This is a genomic window from Mycolicibacterium novocastrense, assembly GCF_001570485.1.
Classification (GTDB): domain Bacteria; phylum Actinomycetota; class Actinomycetes; order Mycobacteriales; family Mycobacteriaceae; genus Mycobacterium; species Mycobacterium novocastrense.
On sequence record NZ_BCTA01000046.1, the window covers coordinates 13,627 to 33,904 of the forward strand.

A 20,278-nucleotide genomic window follows, 5' to 3' on the forward strand; every position below is an offset into this window, starting at 1 on the left:
CCGCGCGACGTTTCAGGAGGCCAGGGGATCGTGCTGAATACGTTCGGGGGGCGCCCCTTTGGCGATCAGGGCGGCCTTGGTCGCCGTCACCATGGCAGGGCTGCCACAGATCAGGATCTGCCGGTCGCCCCAGTTGCCGTAGCGGGTCACCACGTCGGCCAGCACGCCGGTCTGTCGCACGTGCAGGCCGCGGGGCGGCTGCACATCCGGGTAGTCAGCCGCCCACGGCGGGTCGACGTTGAACTCCGAGACCGGTGTGACCGAGAGCCACGGGTTCTGTGAGGCGATCTCCCACAGCGTGCGCAGGTCGTAGAGGTCGCACGGATACCGCCCGCCGAAGAACAGGTGCACCCGCGGATTGACCCCCCAGCGGGTGAGGTCCATGATCAGTGCCCGCAGCGGCGCCAGCCCGGTGCTACCCGCCACCATCAACACGTCGCCGCCGTCGCGGTCCACGTGCAGCGCGCCGTGTGGGTTGGACAGCCGCCACCGGTCGCCGGGTGTCGTCTCGGCGACGATCGCGGTACTCACCATCCCCCCGGGCACCGAGCGGATGTGGAACTCGATGCCGCCGCTGGGTTCGGTCGGGATCGACGGGCTCAAGTACCGCCACCGCCGCGGCCACTGCGGGACCTGGACCGTCACGTACTGGCCCGGGTGGTAGAACAGCGGCTGGTCCAGTTGCAGCCGCACGACGGAGACGTCGCGGGTGACGCGCAGGTGCTCGATGACCGTGCCGTCGCAGAACGGCGGGCCGTCCTCGGCGTCGGCGGCGCCGCGCATCACCCCGATCATCAACGCGACCGCGTCATGCGTGGCCTCGGACAGTTGGTCGTTCCAGTTCGCGCCGAAGTGATTGCGGAAGCCGGCATACAGAGCGGTCTGCATGCTGTCGTAATGCCGTTGTGTGACACCGTATTTGCGGTGGTCGCGGCCCAGCTGGGCGAGGAATGCCACCGGCTCCTGCGCCCGCTGGGCGACGAGTTCGCCGAGAACCCAGCTGACGGCCTGCCCGAAGCGCCGGCGTTGCTCGTCCATGTCCGGCGGGAACAGGTCGCGCACCGACATGTCGATCGCGAACCAGTGGGTGTAGAAGCGTCGGATCAGGTCGTCGCCAAGCGCGGGGTCGACCGCGTCGCGCAGCATGCGCAGCGCGTCACGGTCGTCGAGTCCCACGCGGCCCGAGTGTATGTCAGGCGCGTCGGGCCCTTCTTTGGCGAAGTGCCGCCAGCACGATCAGCGCCACGCCCAGGGCGGTCCAGCAGAACAGCACGATGACCGGCACCGCGCCGCCCGCCCCGTCGAAGAACGCCGCCGAGCGCAGCAGGGTGGCGTTGGCGCCCTGCGGCAGGAACTGCCCGAACTGTCCCCAGCCGCTCGGCAGTAGTTCCGGGGCGCTGTTCAGGCCGGACAGCGGATTGCCGACGAGAAGCGCCAAAACCGCGCCCAGCGCCAAGCCGACGCGGCCGAACAGCGATCCCAAGCCCAGCAGGGTCAGCCCCGTCGCCAGGATGCCCAGCGTCAGCGCACCGGTGACTCCCCAGAAGTTCGCGTCGATCGACCCCAACACCCAGCGCAACAGCGCGGCGATGGTCAGGCCGGCGACACCGGCGAAGACCACGGCGGTGGTGAACCGGGACCACACTTCGCGCTTGAGCGCGAACACCAGCGCGATCGCGGGCAAGAGCCCGGCGAGGGTGATCGGCAGCGCCGATGCGGCCAGCCCGGCGCCGCGTGGGTCGTCGGCGGTCGGGGGCGCCAGGTCCTCGACGCGCAACTGGGCACCGGTCTTCTGCGCGATGCCGTTGCCGATCTGGGTCAACATCTGGGCGATCATCGGGCTGCCACCGGTCGCGATCATCAGCGTGGGGCCCTCAGGTCCGAGTGCGATGCCGCCGTAGACGTCGCGGGCGCGGATCGCTTCGCGCAGCGCGCCGGCGCTCGGGTAATAGGTGAACGAGAACGCGCCCGGGGCCTGCTGCTCCATCGTGGCGGCGACTTGCCCGCTCGCCGCCTGCGGGCCCGCCGCGCCGATCGGCACGTGGTGCGGAGCGGTGCGAGCCGCGGGCAGTGCGAAGGCCAACGCGACGATCGCGATGACGACGGTGAGCACCACGACCACGCCCGTCGCCCGTATGGCGGCAGGTGGCTCGTGCGCCGGTGATGTGTGGTGGTTGGACCGCGCGGGGGTTTCGATGGTCATGTCGGCCGCCTTTTCATTCGTCGTTGAATTAATGCGTAGCGGCAGCGTAACTCCGCAGGCTTCACTTTTCAACAGGCATTGAAATGATAATCTCGGGGCATGGCGTCACCAGCGAAAACGGCCCGTCGCCGAGGCCGCCGCGAAGGCGAGCCGGTGTCGCGCGACGCGGTGCTCGCCGCGGCGCGCAAGCGGTTCGCCGCCGAGGGATACGAGAAGACGACGCTGCGCGCCATCGCCGGCGACGCCCACGTCGACCCCTCGATGGTGCTCTACTTGTTCGGGTCCAAGGCCGAGCTGTTCCGGGCGTCGCTCAACGTGGTCGTCGACCCTGGGGCGCTGGTCTCCGCGCTCGCCGGGAACTCCGATGACGACCCCGACATCGGCACTCGCATGGTGCGGGCGTACCTGCGGATCTGGCAGTCACCCGAAACGGGTCCGACGATGGTCGCGATGTTGCAGTCGGCGACCTCGAACTCCGATGCTCACGAGGCGTTCCGCGGGTTCATGCAGGACTATGTGCTGAGCGCGGTGTCCCAGGAGCTCGGGGGCACAGAGCAGGCCCGGCTGCGCGCACTGCTGGCCGCGAGCCAACTCGTGGGCACGGCGATACTGCGCTTCGTCATGAAGATCGCACCGTTGGCCACGCTGCCCGACGACGACCTGGTTCGGCTCCTGGCGCCGACGGTGACGCGGTACCTCACCGCCGGCGCCGCCGAGCTCGGCTTGCCGACGTTCGACGAGTCATAGCCCGTGAATGCCCTTGTACAGCACCATGAGACCGATGACGACGAGGATGCCCGCCGTGAGGACGGCGTGCTGGCTGTCCATCCAGTCCTTGAGCCGGCTCAGCGGTCGGTCGAGGCGATCACCGGAGACCGCATAGGCCAGGATCGGCAGCGCGACCGTCGATCCGGCCGCGATCACGAACCAGGCGACGGCCGGCCAGTCGTCGCGTGCGCTGCCGCCGGCGGTGCCGATCGCCAAACCGGCTGCGGCGCAGATGAACAAGACTTTCGGGTTGGCGACGGTCAAGGCCATCGCCGCACCCCCGGCCCGCAGCGGGGTCAGCGTGCTCAGGCTCTGCATCCATTTGGGTTTGTGGGCTGACTTCTTCCTGTTGAGCCACCGGTGCAGGCCGAACGCGATGAGTGCCGCACCGACCACGATCCGCAACCAGGACGCCCACCCCGGCGGGTGACCCTCGCGCCCGCCCATCAAGCTCGACACTTGCAGGAAGATGCTCGTCAGCAATGCCAGCCCGATGATCCAACCCGCCAGAAAGGCCAGCCCGGTCGGCCGCGGGCGCGCTGTGTGCAGCACGAGGACGGCGGGAATGATCGACAGCGGCGAGAGCGCGACCACCAAAGCCAAGGGAATCAGTTCAGTCAGCAACGATCCCGTGTCCACGAGGCCGAACATTATCGGAATGCCCGCTGTCGGTGCGGTTCTTACCGCCAGATGCGATGCGCGCGTCGCGGCGCCTCGGGTCCGGTGTCAGTGCAGACGCCAGAGGACGACCGTCGCGAAGTGGAACGTCAGCGCCCAGAACAACATGGTGATCGCGACTGTCGCGAGGCCGCGCACATTGGTCCGTGCTGGGGGCACGTCCGGCGGCGGGCGCAGCCAGTTTCCCAGCAGCGGGTTCACGTAGTAGGGCATGACGACGAAGCTGATGATCAAGCTGGACAACAGGTTTCCGACGAGCAGGTTCAACCACAACGGCAGACGCAGTGGGGACAGGGCGATGGTGAGCAGCATGACGGTCGGATACAGGCCGACCCACACCGCGATCGACGTCTTGAGGTCCGAGGGTGGTGGGGCCGGTCTGCCGTGCTCGTCGAAGGCGAACCAGCTGCCGAACGAATTGTCGACGGTGCGCAGTTCGAAGTCGGAGAACCTCTCGCCCTCGGCAAGGAGGTCGCGCCGCTCCTTGGAGCCCAGCCACCGGTCGAGGTCAGCGGCGGTGTCATAGCGGTAGATGGCGGTCCACTCGTCCTGGACCTCCGGCACGGGACGGAACAGCTCGCTGCCGCGGAAGCCGGGAAAGGTGTTCTCGGCCAACCGAAGTCGCTCCTGCCACGCGAGAAAGTCGTCGACCTGATCGGCGCTGACGCGGTGGCTGACGACCGCAGTCACCAGCGCATCGTCCGGCTTGGCCCGACCGCCGACGACCTGCTGGGTGGCCGGGCCGTCAAGGTAGTCCCGGCCCGCGCTCAGCCGGTCCTGTCGGGTAGCGCTGTTGAGCCACGCCTGCAGGTGAGCGATCGAATCGAACCGATAGACCACCACCCATTCGGGCTGAACGGCGGTGGGAGGGTCGACCTCGGCGCCGAGGAAGCCGGCATACCGGGAGGCCTCGCGGTTGAGGTCGTGCTGCCAGCGCTCGAACTTCCGCTCCTTACCGGCGCGGACCCGCTGCCCGATGATGACCGTGGCGACGGTGTCGTCGTCAGTCTTGGCGTCCATTTGGTGGACTCAGAAGACCGGCAGCGGTCGAGGTCCACGGGAAGCGTCGGCGATCATCACGGTCAGATCGATCGCGTGGGGTGGTACTGGCACGCCTTCCACTCGCCCCCCTCGCGCAGGAAGTCGATGTCGAAGGTCTTGGCGGTGGGCTGGTTGGCGGCAGAGAACCGCACTGTGGCGACGGCCGACACCACGGGTTGGCCCGCGACCGTCACCGCGCTGACCGAGATCCGGGTGGGACCGTCGGCCGTGCGGCTGGCGTGCCACTCGTCCTCGAACCCCGCGGCCCGGCGCATGGGTGCGCAGACGTGCTCGGCGAACGATGCGAAATCCGCGCGGTTGTAGGAGCCGTTCATTCCGGCGAGCACCGCGCGGACCTGATCCTCATCACTGGCCGCAGAAGCGGAGGCAGCCAACGCTGTCGAGGCGACCGCGCTCAGCGCGATGCCCGTGAGCACGGCGGAAAGTCGACGCATGGAACAAGCGTCGCTGATACAGATGTGAAAACTGTGACAGCCGTGCGGCGTGTTGTTCTGCTGACGGAACATGCGACGGTAATGAGGCCGGAAATTGATTAGACTTGAGCGGAACAGACTCAAGATTGACGACGTTGAAGTATCCGACAAGCATTTTTGCCAAGCTCACGTACCCAGGAAAGGGAAGGTGTCGTGGACTCGTTCAACCCGACGACCAAGACTCAGGCGGCGCTGACCGCGGCGTTGCAGGCGGCCACGGCCGCGGGCAACCCGCAGATCACCCCCGCCCATCTGTTGATGGCTCTGCTGACTCAGAACGACGGTATCGCCGCACCCCTTCTCGAGGCCGTCGGCGTCGAACCGGCGACGATCCGCGCGGAGACGCAACGACTCCTCGACCGGCTACCCAGCGCCAGCGGCGCGGCCTCGCAGCCGCAGCTCGCTCCGCAGGCTCTGGCCGCGATCACCGCCGCCCAGAACCTGGCGACGGAGATGGACGACGAGTACGTCTCGACCGAACACCTGATGGTCGGGCTGGCCACCGGTGACTCGGATACGGCCAAGCTGCTAAGCGGTCACGGGGCCTCCCCGCAGGCGCTGCGTGAGGCGTTCGTCAAGGTGCGCGGCAGCGCCCGGGTCACCAGCCCCGATCCCGAGGGCACCTATCAGGCGCTGGAGAAGTACTCCACCGATCTGACCGCGCGTGCCAAGGAGGGCAAGCTCGACCCGGTGATCGGCCGCGACACCGAGATCCGTCGCGTCGTGCAGGTGCTGAGCCGTCGCACCAAGAACAACCCGGTGCTCATCGGTGAGCCCGGCGTCGGCAAGACCGCGATCGTGGAGGGCCTGGCCCAGCGCATCGTGGCCGGCGACGTGCCGGAGAGCCTGCGCGACAAGACCGTCGTCAGCCTGGACCTGGGCTCGATGGTCGCCGGCTCGAAGTACCGCGGCGAGTTCGAGGAGCGGCTCAAGGCCGTGCTCGACGACATCAAGAACTCGGCGGGCCAGATCATCACCTTCATCGACGAGCTGCACACCATTGTCGGCGCCGGTGCCACCGGTGAGGGCTCGATGGACGCCGGCAACATGATCAAGCCGATGCTCGCCCGCGGCGAGCTGCGCCTGGTCGGGGCGACCACGCTCGAGGAGTACCGCAAGCACATCGAGAAGGACGCCGCACTGGAGCGCCGGTTCCAGCAGGTCTACGTCGGTGAGCCATCGGTCGAGGACACCGTCGGCATCCTGCGCGGGCTCAAGGACCGCTACGAGGTGCACCACGGTGTGCGGATCACCGACTCCGCGCTGGTGGCGGCGGCGACGCTGTCCGACCGCTACATCACCTCGCGGTTCCTGCCGGACAAGGCGATCGACCTGGTCGACGAGGCCGCCTCCCGGCTGCGCATGGAGATCGACTCGCGTCCCGTCGAGGTCGACGAGGTTGAGCGGCTGGTGCGCCGGCTCGAGATCGAGGAGATGGCGCTGTCGAAGGAAGAGGACGCCGCCTCCAAGGAACGCCTCGAAAAGCTGCGCGCTGAACTTGCCGACCACAAAGAAAAGTTGGCGGAGCTCACGACCCGCTGGCAGAACGAGAAGAACGCCATCGACATCGTGCGCGAGCTCAAGGAGCAGCTCGAGTCTTTGCGAGGGGAAGCCGATCGCGCCGAACGCGACGGCAACCTGGAGCGGGCCGCCGAACTGCGGTACGGCCGCATCCCCGAGGTGGAGAAGAAGCTCGACGCGGCGCTCCCGCACGCCGAGGCGCGTGAGGACGTGATGCTCAAGGAGGAGGTCGGACCCGACGACATCGCCGACGTGGTGTCGGCCTGGACCGGCATCCCGGCGGGCCGGATGCTCGAGGGCGAGACGGCCAAGCTGCTGCGCATGGAAGACGAGCTGGGCAAGCGGGTCGTCGGCCAGCGCAAGGCGGTGACGGCGGTTTCTGATGCGGTGCGCCGCAGCCGCGCCGGTGTCGCCGACCCGAACCGGCCGACCGGTTCGTTCATGTTCCTGGGCCCGACCGGTGTCGGTAAGACCGAGCTGGCCAAGGCGCTGGCGGAGTTCCTGTTCGACGACGAGCGCGCCATGGTCCGCATCGACATGAGCGAGTACGCCGAGAAGCATTCGGTGGCCCGCCTGGTCGGCGCGCCTCCGGGTTACGTCGGCTACGACCAGGGTGGTCAGCTGACCGAGGCAGTGCGGCGGCGCCCGTACACGGTGATCCTGTTCGACGAGATCGAGAAGGCCCACCCGGACGTGTTCGACGTTCTGCTGCAGGTGCTCGACGAGGGCAGGCTGACCGACGGCCAGGGCCGCACGGTCGACTTCCGCAACACGATCCTGATCCTGACGTCGAACCTGGGTGCCGGCGGTACCGAGGAGCAGGTGATGGCCGCCGTGCGCGGGGCGTTCAAGCCGGAGTTCATCAACCGGCTCGACGACGTGATCGTGTTCGACGGGCTGAACCCCGAGGAGCTGGTGCACATCGTCGACATCCAGCTGGCACAGCTGGCCAAGCGGTTGGAGCAGCGCAGGCTCACCCTCGAGGTTTCGCTGCCCGCCAAGAAGTGGTTGGCCGAGCGGGGCTTCGACCCGCAGTATGGCGCCCGTCCACTGCGCAGGCTGATCCAGCAGGCCATCGGTGACCAGCTGGCCAAGATGCTGCTGGCCGGCGACGTGCACGACGGCGACATCGTGCCGGTCAACGTCAGCCCCGACGGCGACTCCCTGGTCCTGGGCTGACCCGTCGTTCCGCCCGCGAAATTGCATTCCGGCAGCGAAATGTCGAATAGGCACCTGCTGGAATGCAATTTCGCGCGATCGATATCGCAAGATGCCGGGTTGTGACCAGCACGAGTTCTGGATTCGGCGCTACCTGCAAGTAGGCTAGAGCGCAATGGTCCCGCTTTGGTTCACGCTGTCCGCGCTCTGCTTCGTCGGTGCGGCCGTGCTGCTGTACGTCGACATCGACCGTCGACGGGGCTTGGGGCGCCGGCGCAAGTCCTGGGCGAAGTCGCACGGCTTCGACTACGAACACGAATCGGCCGACATCGTCCAACGGTGGAAGCGCGGCGTGATGTCGACCGTCGGCGATGTGACGGCCAAGAACGTCGTCCTCGGGCAGATCCGCGGCGAGGCGGTGTTCATCTTCGACCTCGAAGACGTCGCGACGGTGATCGCCCTGCACCGCAAGGTCGGCACCAACGTCGTCGTCGACCTGCGGCTCAAGGGGATCAAAGAGCCTCGGGAGAACGACATCTGGCTGCTCGGCGCGATCGGGCCGCGCATGGTCTACTCCACCAACCTCGATGCCGCGCGACGCGCATGCGACCGGCGGATGGTGACCTTCGCCCACACCGCGCCCGACTGCGCCGAGATCATGTGGAACGAGGAGCATTGGACGCTGGTTTCCATGCCGGTGACCAGCACGCGGGCCCAGTGGGACGAGGGGCTACGCACCGTGCGTCAGTTCAACGATCTCCTGCGTGTCCTGCCGCCGACCCCGCAGGCCATGGCGAGCCAGGGCAGCCAGGCCGCGCTGGCCCGGCGAAGCGGGTCGCCGAGCCGCCCGCTCACCCCCGCCGCCGGCCGCGGTGAGCCGGCACCGGGCATCGACGCACCGCCCCGGCCCGAGGCGCGCTACCCCCAGCAGCCGCCCCCACGGCCCGACGCGCGGCGTCAACCGCCCTCGCGCAACGGCCGGCAGTCACCGCACTACCAGCGGTAAGTGCCGCCCGGAGCTTGTGCCCGGGGAAGTAGCCTGAAAGCCATGTCTCGCCCCGTCGCCCTGATCACCGGACCGACGTCCGGCATCGGCGCTGGCTTTGCGCGCAGGTTCGCCCGCGACGGTCACGATCTCGTGCTCGTCGCGCGCGACGCCGGCAGGCTCGAGCGCCTGGCCGCCGAACTGCGCGACGAAGGCGGTGCGGCCGTAGAGGTGCTCACCGCCGATCTCGCCGAGGCCGCCGACCGCGCGAAGGTGGCCGACCGGCTCGCCGCGGGTGTTCAGGTGCTGGTCAACAACGCCGGTTTCGGAACGTCCGGGGAGTTCTGGAGCGCGGAGTACTCCCTGTTGCAATCGCAGCTCGACGTCAACGTCACCGCCGTCATGCAGCTGACGCACGCGGCGCTGCCCCCGATGCTGGACGCCGGCCGCGGCACGGTGATCAACGTCGCCAGCGTCGCCGGTCTGCTACCCGGCCGCGGGTCGACGTATTCGGCGTCCAAGGCGTGGGTGGTCGCGTTCTCCGAGGGCCTCGCCAACGGCCTGGGCGGCACCGGGGTCGGAGTGCACGCCGTGTGTCCGGGCTTCGTCCGCACCGAGTTTCACCAGCGGGCGGGCATCGACATGGACGGCACACCGTCATGGTTCTGGCTCGAGGTCGACGATGTGGTTCGCGAGACGATGGCCCATGTCGGGGAAGGCGCGAAGAACGAGAAGGTCGTGATCATCCCCGGTGTGCAGTACAAGGTGCTCACCACCGCAGGGCGGATGGTGCCGCGAAACCTGGTGCGCGCCATGACCAAAGTCGTGGGCAGGGGCCGTGGCCGGACTTAGGGCACTGCGTACGTGCGTGCGCTGATCGCGGCGCTGACCGCGATCGTCGTCGTCGCGGCCTCGGCATGCTCCAAAGACGATGCGTCGGTTCATCCTTACGGCGCGCAGACCGCCACCATCGGCGAATCGCTTGCCACACTGGGCTGGAACATGTCGGTGTCGAACCTGCGCTTCGACGGCGACTATGTGTTGTTCGACGTCGACGCCTCACCCGCGCAGGCCGACGGGCCGCACGCCAACCCGAAGACATCCGGTTCGGCCTGTACGGGGCGCTCGCGCACCCGATCGAGGCCAACGGCATCGGAAGCTGTCGGGACGCGACCGACCTTGAGTTGCAACCACTCTCGGCACCCGCGGCCGACCGTCTCACCGGCACGGTGTGCATAGGGCCCGCACGCGACCAGGTGCAGGTTCGCGGTGTGTACGCCTACTCGCCGCGCGACCGGACACCGGGCACCACCGTCGCCCATCCCGCGGCCTTCCCCGTCGGCCTGCCCGCGGTCAGGGACAACGACACCGGATTGTCGCTGCGCACCACGAGTTTGGATGCCTTCCGCGCCGACGGCGCCATGCTCGCCCCGGCGGCGCTGGGTGACCCGAACGCGTTCACCGGAAACGGTTACATGCTGGTCGGTCTCGAGATCAGCGGTGTGGCAGAGCAATACCGCGAGGTCTCGCAACAGCGCGGCGGACCGGCGATGGTGCTGGTCGCCCCGACGCTGCCCGCGCCGGGGCTGAGCCACGCATGCGACGTCTACGGCGCCTCGGTGTTGGTGCTTCCCGACGCCTCCCGCGATGCCGTGCAGGTCCGTGCATCGCTGTGCACGCAGGGCGAGATCAACAACGCGCTGCTGTACGCCACCGTTTCGCTCGTCGGTACCCACGCCGCGCTCTGGACGAAGGATGACTGACGCAGGGGAACCCGAAGCCGCCGGCCCCACCGAATGGGGCGAGGCGCCCGGCGTCGGCCCCTGGCAGGGGACGCCGCCCGACGACCCGCGCTACGACCCGACCCTGCTCCGCGATGGAGACAGCCGCAATGTCGTCGACGCGTACCGCTACTGGACTCGCGAAGCGATCATCGCCGACATCGACACGCGCAGGCACGCCCTGCACATCGCGATCGAGAACTTCGGCAACGACGCCAACATCGGCGCGGTCGTGCGCACCGCGAACGCGTTCGCCGTGGACACCGTGCACATCGTCGGCAGGCGACGGTGGAACCGTCGGGGCGCGATGGTGACCGACCGCTACCAACGGCTGCGCCACCACGACACCACCGCCGCGCTGCTCGCCCACGCGGCCGACGCCGGCCTGACGGTGGTCGCCGTCGACAACGTCCCGGGGTCGGTGCGCATCGAAACCACCCCGCTGCCGCGGGACTGTCTGCTGGTCTTCGGCCAGGAAGGGCCGGGCATCACCCCCGAGGCGAGGGCCGGCGCCGCCATGACCGTGTCCATCGCCCAATTCGGCTCGACGCGAAGCATCAACGCCGGCGTCGCGGCGGGTATCGCGATGCACATCTGGATCACCCAACACGGGGACCTTTCGGCGGCCTGGTAAGGCAGGATCGACACCATGGATCAGCTCTGGGCCAACCGCGCAGCCAGCGCTGAGGCCGCAATCGCCAAGCGACACATCAGACGGTTGTGGGGCCTGCCGGGTACCCAGCTCGGCGTCGTCGCCTGGCCCGCGACCCGGCAGCACCGGCTGTTCGGAACGTGGCACTACTGGTGGCAGGCGCACCTGCTCGACAACCTCGTCGACGCCCAACTGCGCGACCCGCAACCCGAGCGGCAAAAGGCGATCGCCCGCCAGATCCGCGCACACCGGTTGCGCAACAACTTCTCGTGGGTCAACGACTACTACGACGACATGGCGTGGCTGGCGCTGGCACTGGAACGCGCCGCCGCGCTCGCATCGGTCGACCGGCCCAAAGCGCTGAAGAAACTCTGCGAGCAGTTCATGAACGCGTGGGTGCCCGAAGACGGTGGCGGCATCCCCTGGCGCAAACAAGATCAGTTCTTCAACGCGCCCGCCAACGGCCCGGCGGCGGTCTTCCTGGCTCGCTATGACCGGTTGCGCCGAGCGCAGCAGATGTCGGACTGGCTCGACGAGACCCTGATCGACCCGGACACCCACCTCGTGTTCGACGGCATCAAGGGCGGCTCGCTCGTGCGCGCGCAGTACACCTACTGCCAAGGCGTGGTGCTGGGGCTGGAAACCGAACTGGCGGCGCGCACCGACGACCCCGAGCACGCCGCCCGGGTGCACCGGTTGGTCGCCGCGGTCGCCGAACACATGGCGGTCGACGGCGTCATCAAGGGTGCCGGGGGCGGTGACGGCGGCCTGTTCAACGGCATCCTTGCCCGCTATCTCGCGCTCGTCGCGACCACGCTGCCGCAGAACTCCGAGCACGACGCCGCGGCGCGGGACACCGCCCGCTCGCTCGTGCTCACCTCCGCCGAGGCGGCGTGGCAGAACCGCCAGGTGGTCGACGGGCTGCCGCTGTTCAGCGCATTCTGGGACCGCACCGCCGAAATGCCCACCGCTGCCGGGGAGCAGGCGCAGTTCGTCGAGGGTGCCGTCAACGCCTCCGAGGTGCCCGAGCGCGATCTGTCCGTGCAACTGGCGGGCTGGATGCTGATGGAAGCCGCCCACGCGGTGGCCGGGGAGTGAGCTTCGAAGCCGCCCCGCGCATCGGCCGTGTGCTGCCCGCCCGATTCAGCGCCGGCGCCAAAGCGGCCAAGACCGGGGAGAACGCCGCGGCGGGCCTGCTGCTACTCTTCACCGTCGCGGCGCTTCTGTGGGCGAATTCGCCTTGGGCGCACAGCTATTGGGCGCTGCTCGACACGCATGTCGGATTCACCTTTGCCGAGCACCGCTTCGAACTGACCGTCAAGCATCTGATCAACGACGGTCTGATGGCGTTCTTCTTCTTCATCGTCGGCCTCGAGGTCAAGCACGAGTTCGCCATCGGCGAGCTCACCGACAGGGCCAGAGCGGCGGTACCCGTGGTGGCGGCGTTCGCCGGCCTGACGGTTCCCGCCGCGATCTTCTTGTTGTTCAACCCCTCCGGGGAGGACGCACAGGCGTGGGGTGTGGTGATCTCCACCGACACCGCGTTTCTGATCGGCGCTTTGGCGATCATCAGACCGAAGTTCCCCGCCCGGCTGCGGATCTTCCTGCTCACGCTAGCCGTCGTCGACGATGTCGGCGCGCTGTGCGTGATCGCCCTGTTCTACTCCGAGCGCATCGACGTTGTGCCGCTGGTGATTTCGATGGTACTGATTGCGGCGATCGCGGTGGTGCGGTTCATGCCCGCGGGCCGGGGCCCCGCCTACGCCGCGCTCGGCTTCTCACTGTGGGTGAGCCTGTACATGGCCGGGGTGCATCCGACGCTGGCGGGCGTTGCGGTGGCTCTGCTGATTCCGGTGTTCTCGCCCGAGCGCAGCCAGGTCGAGGAGGTCGTCGCGCGTATCCGGGCGTTCCGCCAGTCGCCGAACTCCCACTATGCCCGCGAGGTGACTCGCGGTCTGCGCGATTCGATCTCGATCAACGAGCGGCTTCAGACCAGCGTGGGCCCCTATGTGTCCTTCCTGGTGCTGCCGCTGTTCGCGTTGGTCAACGCCGGTGTCCAACTCGACGCCCAGAGCATCTCGGCGGCGTTGCGCTCCCCGCTTACATGGGGGGTGGTGGCCGGTCTGGTGGTCGGCAAGTTCATCGGTATCACCGCCGCGACGTGGATCATGCAACGCAGCGGTGTCGGCGCACTGGCGCCCGGGCTCAGCCTGCGCCGGATCGCCGGGGGTGCCGCACTGTCCGGAATCGGCTTCACCATCTCGCTTTTCATCGTCGACATCGCGATCGACGATCCGGTCCGTCGAGAGCAGGCCATCATCGGCGTGCTTCTCGCGTCGGTGATCGCCTTCCTCCTCGGCTGGTTGATCTTTCGGGTCACCGACCGGCTCAGCCCGCCGGACCCGGTTGGCCTCAAACTCTTGCGCCCGGTTGATCCGGACCGCGATCACATCGCGGGCGAACCCGACGCCCCGCTGACGTTGGTGGAGTACGGCGACTTCGAGTGTCCGTTCTGCAGCCGGGCGACCGGGGCCATCGAGGAGGTGCGCGAGCGCTTCGGCGGTGAGCTGCGCTACGTGTGGCGCCACCTACCGCTGGAGCGCGTCCATCCCCGCGCCTTCGACGCCGCGCGGGCCAGCGAGGCCGCCGCACTCCAGGGCAGGTTCTGGGAGATGGCCCACGAACTGTTCGCCCACCAGGACGATTTGGAGTGGTCGGATATGTACCGCTACGCCGTGGCGGCGGGTTGCGACATCGAGCGGTTCGACCAGGACGTACGGGTGCACTCGTCGAAGGTCTTCCACCACGTCCAGGACGACGCGCAGGACGCGGAGTTGATGGACCTGAACTCGACGCCGAGCTTCTTCGTCAACGGCAAGCGGCACACGGGTCCGTGGGATGCGGCCAGCCTGATCCGCGCGCTGGAGAACAGCCGAGCCCGCTAGCCTGGCTGCTCTCCCGAGGAGGAGTCGAGCGGGGGCGCGGCGATCCCGGCGCGTTTCGCCGCGCGGCGCCGCTTGTACCACTCGATGAACATCGGCAGCACCGAGATCACGACGATCGCGATGACGATGGGCTCGAGCAGCTTCTGGACGGTCTCGAACCGGCCGAGCCAGTATCCGAGCAGGGTCAGGCCCACCCCCCACACGACGGCGCCGACCACGTTGAACAGTGTGAACACCGGATAGCTCATTCGGGCCGCGCCGGCCGTCAGCGGGGCGAGGGTGCGGACGATCGGCACGAAGCGGGCGATGACGATCGCGAACGGTCCCCGCTGCTCGAAGAACACGTGCGCCTCTTCGAGGTACTTCTGCTTGAGGATCCGAGCATCGGGCCGAAACATCGCGGTGCCGATGTTGCGCCCGATCCAGTACCCGACCTGACCGCCCAGGACCGCGGCGATGGGGATGAACAGCAGCAACTGCCAGAGCTGGAAGTTGATGACCTCGCCGCCGCCCTCGGCCAGCGCGGCCGTGCCCGCGGCCAGCATGCCCGCCACGAACAGCAGCGAGTCGCCCGGCAGGACCGGGAACAACACCCCGGACTCGACGAAGACGACGACCAGCAGTCCGACCAGCGCCCACGTGCCGAAGTAGCCCAACAGCGTCATCGGGTCGAGGAAGTCCGGCATCAACGCCAGGTGGTCGGTCGCCGCAAGGGCCGAGATTCTCACAAGGCCCCAAGATACCGGGCTGTCAGGGCAGTCCGAGAAATGACGAAGGCGGGCGGCCCCGCGGGCCAGCGAATACGCTCACAAAATGCCCACTCACAAGGCGGTTCTCGTCGAATCCGTTGGCGGTCCTCTCACCTTGGCCGACGTCGAGACGACGTCGCCGCCGCCGTTGCATGTGCGCATCGCCGTCGCCGCCTGCGGCGTGTGCGGTACCGACCAGGGCTTCGTGGCCGGCGGCTTTCCCGGCCTGAACTGGCCGATCACGTTGGGCCACGAGATCGCCGGAACCGTCGCCGAGGTGGGCGACGGTGTGGAGGACTTCGCGGTCGGTGACCGGGTGGCCGTGGGATGGTTCGGCGGCAACTGCAACCGGTGTGTGCCGTGCCGCAAGGGCCAGTTCATGCAGTGCGCGCGCATGCAGGTGCCGAGCTGGCACTATCCGGGCGGCTACGCCGAATCGGTGACGGCGCCGGTCACCGCGCTGGCCCGCATCCCCGAGGGGTTGTCGTTCGCCGAGGCCGCCCCGATGGGTTGTGCGGGCGTCACCACCTTCAACGGCCTGCGGCAGACGAAAGCCAAGTCCGGTGACCTCGTCGCCGTGCTCGGCGTCGGCGGCCTCGGTCACCTCGGTGTGCAGTTCGCCAGGGCGATGGGTTTCGAGACCGTGGCGATCGCCCGCGGGGCGGACAAGGAGGTCGACGCCCGCGAACTCGGCGCTCATCACTACATCGACTCCAGGGCCGTCGACGTCGCCGCGGCGCTCACGGACCTCGGCGGTGCGGCCGTGGTGCTGGCGACGGCGGCGAATTCACAGGCGATGGCCGACACCGTGGGTGGGCTGGCGGCCCAGGGTGAGCTCGTCATCATCGGCGTCACCGCCGACCCGTTGCCGATCGCCCCGGTCCAGCTCATCACCGACGGACTGAGCGTGAGCGGCCATCCGTCGGGCACCTCACGCGATGTCGAGGAGACGATGCACTTCGCGGTGCAGAGCGGGGTGCGCGCCCGGATCGAGGAGCGTCCGCTGGCCGAGGCCGCCGAGGCCTATGCCGCGATGGAGCAGGGCCGGGCCCGCTACCGCATGGTCTTGACCATGTGAACAGGCCGCCGCGGTGGGATAATCGCCGAAACGGCGAGAGGACGACCCATGCCCATCGCAACGCCCGAGGTGTACGCGCAGATGCTCGACCGGGCCAAGGAGCACGGTTACGCGTTTCCGGCCATCAACTGCACGTCGTCGGAATCCGTCAACGCCGCCATCAAGGGTTTCGCCGACGCCGGTAGTGACGGGATCATCCAATTCTCCACCGGCGGAGCTGAATTCGCGTCGGGCCTCGGGGTCAAGGACATGGTCACCGGTGCAGTCGCCCTCGCCGAGTTCGCTCACATCATCGCCGCCAGGTACCCGATCACGGTGGCGTTGCACACCGACCACTGTCCGAAGGACAAGCTCGACACCTACGTGCGACCGTTGCTCGCCCTCTCGCAGCAACGGGTCTCCGAGGGTAAGCCTCCGTTGTTCCAATCGCACATGTGGGACGGCTCGGCGGTACCGCTCGACGAAAACCTCGTCATCGCACGCGAACTGCTCAAGGACGCCGCCGCGGCGAGAATCGTGCTGGAGATCGAGATCGGCGTGGTCGGCGGCGAGGAGGACGGCGTCGCCAACGAGATCAACGACAAGCTCTACACCACCGCCGAGGATTTCGAGAAGACCGTCGAGGCGCTCGGCGCGGGCGAACACGGCAGGTACCTGCTGGCCGCCACGTTCGGCAATGTGCACGGCGTGTACAAGCCGGGCAACGTCAAACTGCGGCCCGAAATCCTCGATCAGGGGCAGAAGGTCGCCGCGGCCAAACTCGGATTATCCTCGGATGCAAAGCCTTTCGACTTCGTCTTCCACGGCGGCTCGGGCTCGCTGAAATCCGAGATCGAGGACGCGTTGCGCTACGGCGTCGTGAAGATGAACGTCGACACCGACACCCAGTACGCCTTCACGCGGCCGGTGGCCGCGCACATGTTCACCAAATACGACGGCGTGCTCAAGGTCGATGGCGAGGTGGGGGACAAGAAGGCCTACGATCCGCGCAGCTACCTGAAGAAGGCGGAGGCCTCGATGAGTGAACGCGTCGTCGAGGCGTGCCGCGATCTGCACAGCGCGGGCCGTTCGGTCACCGCGGGCCGGTAGTCACTGGGGCGCCTGGCAGATCTTCCACTGCTCGTCGCGGAACTCCAGATCGAAGCTGCGGGTCGACCGGGTCTGGGGGGCGTAGGCCATGAACGCGGTGACGTTCGCCTCGGCGTGGTCGCCGTTGATCACCACCTGGTCGATGCTGGCGACCACCGGATACTGCTTGGCGGCGGCGACCCGTTCGTGGATCTCCGCCCAGGTCTTGTCGTCGTATCGGACGTAGCTGTCGCGCTTGGCGCCGCAGGTGATGCTGCGCAGTTTGGCCAGATCGCCGTTCTGGATCGCGGTGTCGAACTCCTCGATGGTGTTGCGGACCATCTCCTCCTGAGACACCCGGGGCCCCGAGTCCCGGGTCAACAACACGGTGCCCAGCACCGCGATGGCCACCAGCGCGGCGATGACCAGCACCACGGCCACCACCCACCCCCAGCTGCGGCGCTGCCGCGGCGGCCCGGGAGCGTCACCACGCGGCGGAATGACCTGCGGGGCAACGGGTTTGTGCTGTCCGGGGGCACCGGGAGAGGAGAACACCTCGGTGGCCGGCTCGGCGGGGGTGTCGATCCGCTGCGTCGTGCCCGCATCGAACCCGGACGGCGCGGTGAATCGACGCTCGCCCTGGTCGGCGCCCGGGGCCGACTCGGCGTGCGGTTGGGCGGTCGACATCACCTCGGTCGCGGGCTCATGATCGCCGTGCGGTTCGATCACCTCGGTGGCCGGTTCGGCCCCCTCCGGGGTCTCTTCCGTTGCTGAAGGGTCGTCGTTTGTGGCCGCTTCGGGGTTCTCGGAGGCGGGAACCTCTGAGGCGTCCGACCCTTCCGGACCGTCTTCCGGCTGGTCAGGCCCTGATGGATTCGACATGCCTGCTGCGGTCCTCCCTTACGACGCTACGGCCGAAGCTTAGCTACCGCCGGCCAGTGCGCGCTCAGACCCGTGCGGTGACGGCGGCGCTGGCGCACACGGCACAATGGGGGCCATGACAGGCATGGGTGATCTCCTGGGGCCGGATCCGGTACTGCTGCCCGGCGACAGCGACGCCGAAGCCGAACTCGCCGCGGGGGAGAAGCCCGCGATCGTGGCGGCCGCGCATCCCTCAGCATCGGTCGCGTGGGCGACGCTGGCCGAGGATGCGCTCGCCGACGACAGGGCGATCACCGCCTACGCCTACGCGCGGACCGGCTATCACCGCGGGCTGGATCAGTTGCGCCGCAACGGCTGGAAGGGCTTCGGGCCCGTGCCCTTCCGTCACGAGCCCAACCGCGGATTCCTGCGCTGTGTCGCGGCCCTGGCGCGGGCGGCCGACGCTATCGGGGAGACCGACGAAAACCAGCGCTGCCTGGACCTGCTCGACGACTGTGATCCGTCGGCGCGGGCCGAACTCGGGCTGGCCTGACTACTCCGCTTCGCAGTTGCAGTCCCCGGCGCCGTCGCCCGGTTCCACCTGAACCGTTGCGTGATCCAAACCGCGTTCGGTCAGCACGGCGCGCGCATCGTCGAGCACCAGCGCCGAATCCCGGTTGCTGGTCAGGTGCGCGGTGACCATGTCCTTGCCGGGCACCAGCGTCCACACGTGCAGATCGTGCACGTCGGTCACGCCCTCGACCGCGCACAGCGCGGTCCGCAACTCCTCGACGTCGATGTGAGCGGGTGACGATTCCGACAGGATCCGCAGGGCCGCCCGCGCCAGTGAGAACGCCCTCGGCAACACCCACAGCGCGACGAACACCGCGACGACGACGTCTGCGTAGGGCCAGCCCGTCGTGACCGTGACGATGCCCGCGATCAACACGCCGATGCTGCCGACCGTGTCGGCGACGACCTCCATGTAGGCGCCCTTGACGGCCAGGCTCGTCTCGGAGTGGGAACGCAGCAGCAGCACGACGACGGCGTTGGCCACCAGCCCCGCCAGCGCCACGACGATCAACGGGACACCGGGCACCTCGGGCGCGTCCCCGATCCGCTCGATCGCCTCGATCAGGATGAATGCCGCGACGCCGAGCAGCAGCACCGCGTTGGCCACGGCGGTGAACACCTCGGCGCGGTGCCAGCCGTATGTGCGGGCCGGGGAGGTGCTGCCCTTGCGGGCGAGCAGCACCGCGGTCAGGCCCATGAACATCGCGACCAGATCGGTCAGCATGTGGCCGGCATCCGCCAACAAGGCGATGGAGTTGATCAGCAGGGCCGTGACGAGCTCGATCACGAAAAAGGCGGTCAGGATCGCCGCCGCGATCACCATCCGGCTGACTCGGGTGTCGCCTCTGCTGTGATCGTGACCGGCACCCATGGCAGCAATATATGCGCAAATCCGCATATGTTGCAAGGACGTGGCCGCTGCGGGCCCGCCGGGGCGGATCAGAACCAGGCCGACCAGAACCGGGTCAGATCACTGCCCAGCCACACCAGCGGGCGCGGCACGCCCGTGAAGTCGAAGAACCACAGCACCAGCTGCCAGAACCAGGTGTTGAGTCCCGGGGTGAAGAGCAGTAGCAGCAGGACCAGCAGGCCCCACTGTTTGGCAGGGGCCACCGCTCGTTGGGTCTGCGGGCTCAGGTGCGGCTCGAGCGCGCCGTACCCGTCCAACCCGGGGACCGGGAGCATGTTGAGCACGAACGCCGTCACCTGGAGAAAACCCAGGAACGCCATACCCGACCAGAACACGCCGTGTGCGGGGTCGTAGAGCGCGCTCGTCAGCACCAGCAGCAGGGCCGCGAACACCAGGTTGGTGGACGGTCCGGCAAGGCTGACCAAGGTGCGCTGACGCTTGGTCATCCAGCCGGTGTGGACATACACCGCCCCGCCGGGCAGGCCGATACCGCCGATCGCGATGATCGCGACCGGCAGCCCGATCGACAACAGCGGGTTGGAGTACTTCAGCGGGTTGAGCGTGAGATAGCCGCGTCCCGCGACGTCGCGGTCACCGAACCGCCATGCGGTGTAGGCGTGGGCGAACTCGTGCACGCACAGCGACACCAACCAGCCCGCGATCACGAACGTGAACACCCCGACATAGGCCAGCGGTCGCGAGATCTCCGTCGCGCACACCCATGCCACCACGCCGCCGGCCACGGTGGCCGCCACGATCGCGAGGAAGACGGGGCTGGGCCGCACCGACTGGTGCAGCGGTCGAACGCTCACG

The 20,278-nt window shown here is 68.3% G+C and carries 19 protein-coding genes and 1 pseudogene; 11 read left to right on the forward strand and 9 right to left on the reverse strand.

The genetic code is table 11. The features are described 5' to 3' along the window. Positions 1-12: 12 nt before the first annotated feature. Positions 13-1,176: an FAD-binding oxidoreductase gene (locus RMCN_RS18200; protein WP_067392065.1), complete on the reverse strand. Its 1,164-nt coding sequence runs from the start codon at positions 1,174-1,176 to the stop codon at positions 13-15. Positions 1,177-1,192: 16 nt separating this feature from the next. Further along, positions 1,193-2,203 (reverse strand): hypothetical protein, encoded by a 1,011-nt coding sequence (locus tag RMCN_RS18205; protein ID WP_067392067.1) that lies wholly within the window; start codon positions 2,201-2,203, stop codon positions 1,193-1,195. 99 nt (positions 2,204-2,302) lie between these two features. Between RMCN_RS18205 and RMCN_RS18210 the strand changes: the two genes are divergently transcribed. Then, entirely contained in the window at positions 2,303-2,950 is a 648-nt protein-coding gene (locus tag RMCN_RS18210; protein WP_201028866.1) for a TetR/AcrR family transcriptional regulator, read from the forward strand. Here the strand turns inward: RMCN_RS18210 and RMCN_RS18215 are convergent. The 3 genes from RMCN_RS18215 to RMCN_RS18225 form a co-directional block, all read right to left on the reverse strand. Beyond that, entirely contained in the window at positions 2,945-3,610 is a 666-nt protein-coding gene (locus RMCN_RS18215; protein ID WP_409366057.1) for a GAP family protein, read from the reverse strand. The genes RMCN_RS18210 and RMCN_RS18215 overlap by 6 nt on opposite strands. A gap of 87 nt (positions 3,611-3,697) precedes the next feature. Further along, positions 3,698-4,669: an antibiotic biosynthesis monooxygenase gene (locus tag RMCN_RS18220; protein ID WP_067392072.1), complete on the reverse strand. Its 972-nt coding sequence runs from the start codon at positions 4,667-4,669 to the stop codon at positions 3,698-3,700. Between the two features lie 62 nt (positions 4,670-4,731). Further along, positions 4,732-5,145: an Rv0361 family membrane protein gene (locus RMCN_RS18225; RefSeq protein WP_067392075.1), complete on the reverse strand. Its 414-nt coding sequence runs from the start codon at positions 5,143-5,145 to the stop codon at positions 4,732-4,734. Positions 5,146-5,337: 192 nt separating this feature from the next. On the opposite strand from RMCN_RS18225, the gene clpB reads away from it, so the two are divergent. The 7 genes and pseudogenes from clpB (at position 5,338) to nhaA (ending at position 14,226) form a co-directional block, all read left to right on the forward strand. Further along, complete coding sequence (gene clpB, locus RMCN_RS18230; protein ID WP_067392085.1) at positions 5,338-7,884, forward strand: ATP-dependent chaperone ClpB; 2,547 nt, start codon at positions 5,338-5,340, stop codon at positions 7,882-7,884. Between the two features lie 154 nt (positions 7,885-8,038). Beyond that, positions 8,039-8,869 (forward strand): trehalose monomycolate transport factor TtfA, encoded by an 831-nt coding sequence (gene ttfA, locus RMCN_RS18235; protein WP_064415123.1) that lies wholly within the window; start codon positions 8,039-8,041, stop codon positions 8,867-8,869. A 42-nt stretch (positions 8,870-8,911) separates the two neighbouring features. Then, on the forward strand, positions 8,912-9,700 hold the full coding sequence (locus RMCN_RS18240; protein ID WP_067392088.1) for an SDR family NAD(P)-dependent oxidoreductase: 789 nt from the start codon (positions 8,912-8,914) through the stop codon (positions 9,698-9,700). A 12-nt stretch (positions 9,701-9,712) separates the two neighbouring features. Continuing rightward, positions 9,713-10,611, forward strand: a pseudogene (locus RMCN_RS18245) (hypothetical protein). Beyond that, positions 10,604-11,263 carry a TrmH family RNA methyltransferase gene (locus tag RMCN_RS18250; RefSeq protein ID WP_067392089.1) on the forward strand — a complete coding sequence of 220 codons (660 nt, stop codon included), beginning with the start codon at positions 10,604-10,606 and terminating at the stop codon, positions 11,261-11,263. The pseudogene RMCN_RS18245 and the gene RMCN_RS18250 overlap by 8 nt, the downstream one beginning before the upstream one ends. 15 nt (positions 11,264-11,278) lie before the next feature. Beyond that, positions 11,279-12,379, forward strand: a complete 1,101-nt coding sequence (locus RMCN_RS18255; protein ID WP_067392092.1) for a glycoside hydrolase family 76 protein — start codon at positions 11,279-11,281, stop codon at positions 12,377-12,379. Further along, the gene (nhaA, locus tag RMCN_RS18260) at positions 12,376-14,226 is read left to right on the forward strand and encodes a Na+/H+ antiporter NhaA (RefSeq protein ID WP_067392094.1); all 1,851 of its coding nucleotides are present in this window, start codon (positions 12,376-12,378) and stop codon (positions 14,224-14,226) included. The genes RMCN_RS18255 and nhaA overlap by 4 nt, the downstream gene beginning before the upstream one ends. Here nhaA and RMCN_RS18265 read toward each other — a convergent pair. Then, positions 14,223-14,912 carry a VTT domain-containing protein gene (locus tag RMCN_RS18265; protein ID WP_064415143.1) on the reverse strand — a complete coding sequence of 230 codons (690 nt, stop codon included), beginning with the start codon at positions 14,910-14,912 and terminating at the stop codon, positions 14,223-14,225. The two genes, nhaA and RMCN_RS18265, sit on opposite strands and share 4 nt — an antisense overlap. Before the next feature lie 127 nt (positions 14,913-15,039). On the opposite strand from RMCN_RS18265, the gene RMCN_RS18270 reads away from it, so the two are divergent. Together RMCN_RS18270 and fbaA are read left to right on the forward strand one after the other, a co-directional pair. Beyond that, entirely contained in the window at positions 15,040-16,053 is a 1,014-nt protein-coding gene (locus RMCN_RS18270) for an alcohol dehydrogenase catalytic domain-containing protein (RefSeq protein WP_067392097.1), read from the forward strand. Between the two features lie 48 nt (positions 16,054-16,101). Continuing rightward, positions 16,102-17,142: a class II fructose-bisphosphate aldolase gene (fbaA, locus tag RMCN_RS18275; protein WP_067392101.1), complete on the forward strand. Its 1,041-nt coding sequence runs from the start codon at positions 16,102-16,104 to the stop codon at positions 17,140-17,142. Here fbaA and RMCN_RS18280 read toward each other — a convergent pair whose 3' ends face one another. After that, the gene (locus tag RMCN_RS18280; RefSeq protein WP_067392115.1) at positions 17,143-18,003 is read right to left on the reverse strand and encodes an Rv0361 family membrane protein; all 861 of its coding nucleotides are present in this window, start codon (positions 18,001-18,003) and stop codon (positions 17,143-17,145) included. Between the two features lie 115 nt (positions 18,004-18,118). Here RMCN_RS18280 and RMCN_RS18285 point away from each other — a divergent pair, with 115 nt between their 5' ends. Further along, entirely contained in the window at positions 18,119-18,535 is a 417-nt protein-coding gene (locus tag RMCN_RS18285) for a DUF3151 domain-containing protein (RefSeq protein ID WP_064348291.1), read from the forward strand. Here RMCN_RS18285 and RMCN_RS18290 read toward each other — a convergent pair whose 3' ends face one another. Continuing rightward, the gene (locus tag RMCN_RS18290) at positions 18,536-19,426 is read right to left on the reverse strand and encodes a cation diffusion facilitator family transporter (RefSeq protein ID WP_064416758.1); all 891 of its coding nucleotides are present in this window, start codon (positions 19,424-19,426) and stop codon (positions 18,536-18,538) included. 68 nt (positions 19,427-19,494) lie between these two features. Further along, a complete protein-coding gene (locus RMCN_RS18295; RefSeq protein WP_067392118.1) occupies positions 19,495-20,277 on the reverse strand; it encodes a site-2 protease family protein in 783 nt (260 codons plus the stop codon). Position 20,278 lies beyond the last annotated feature (1 nt).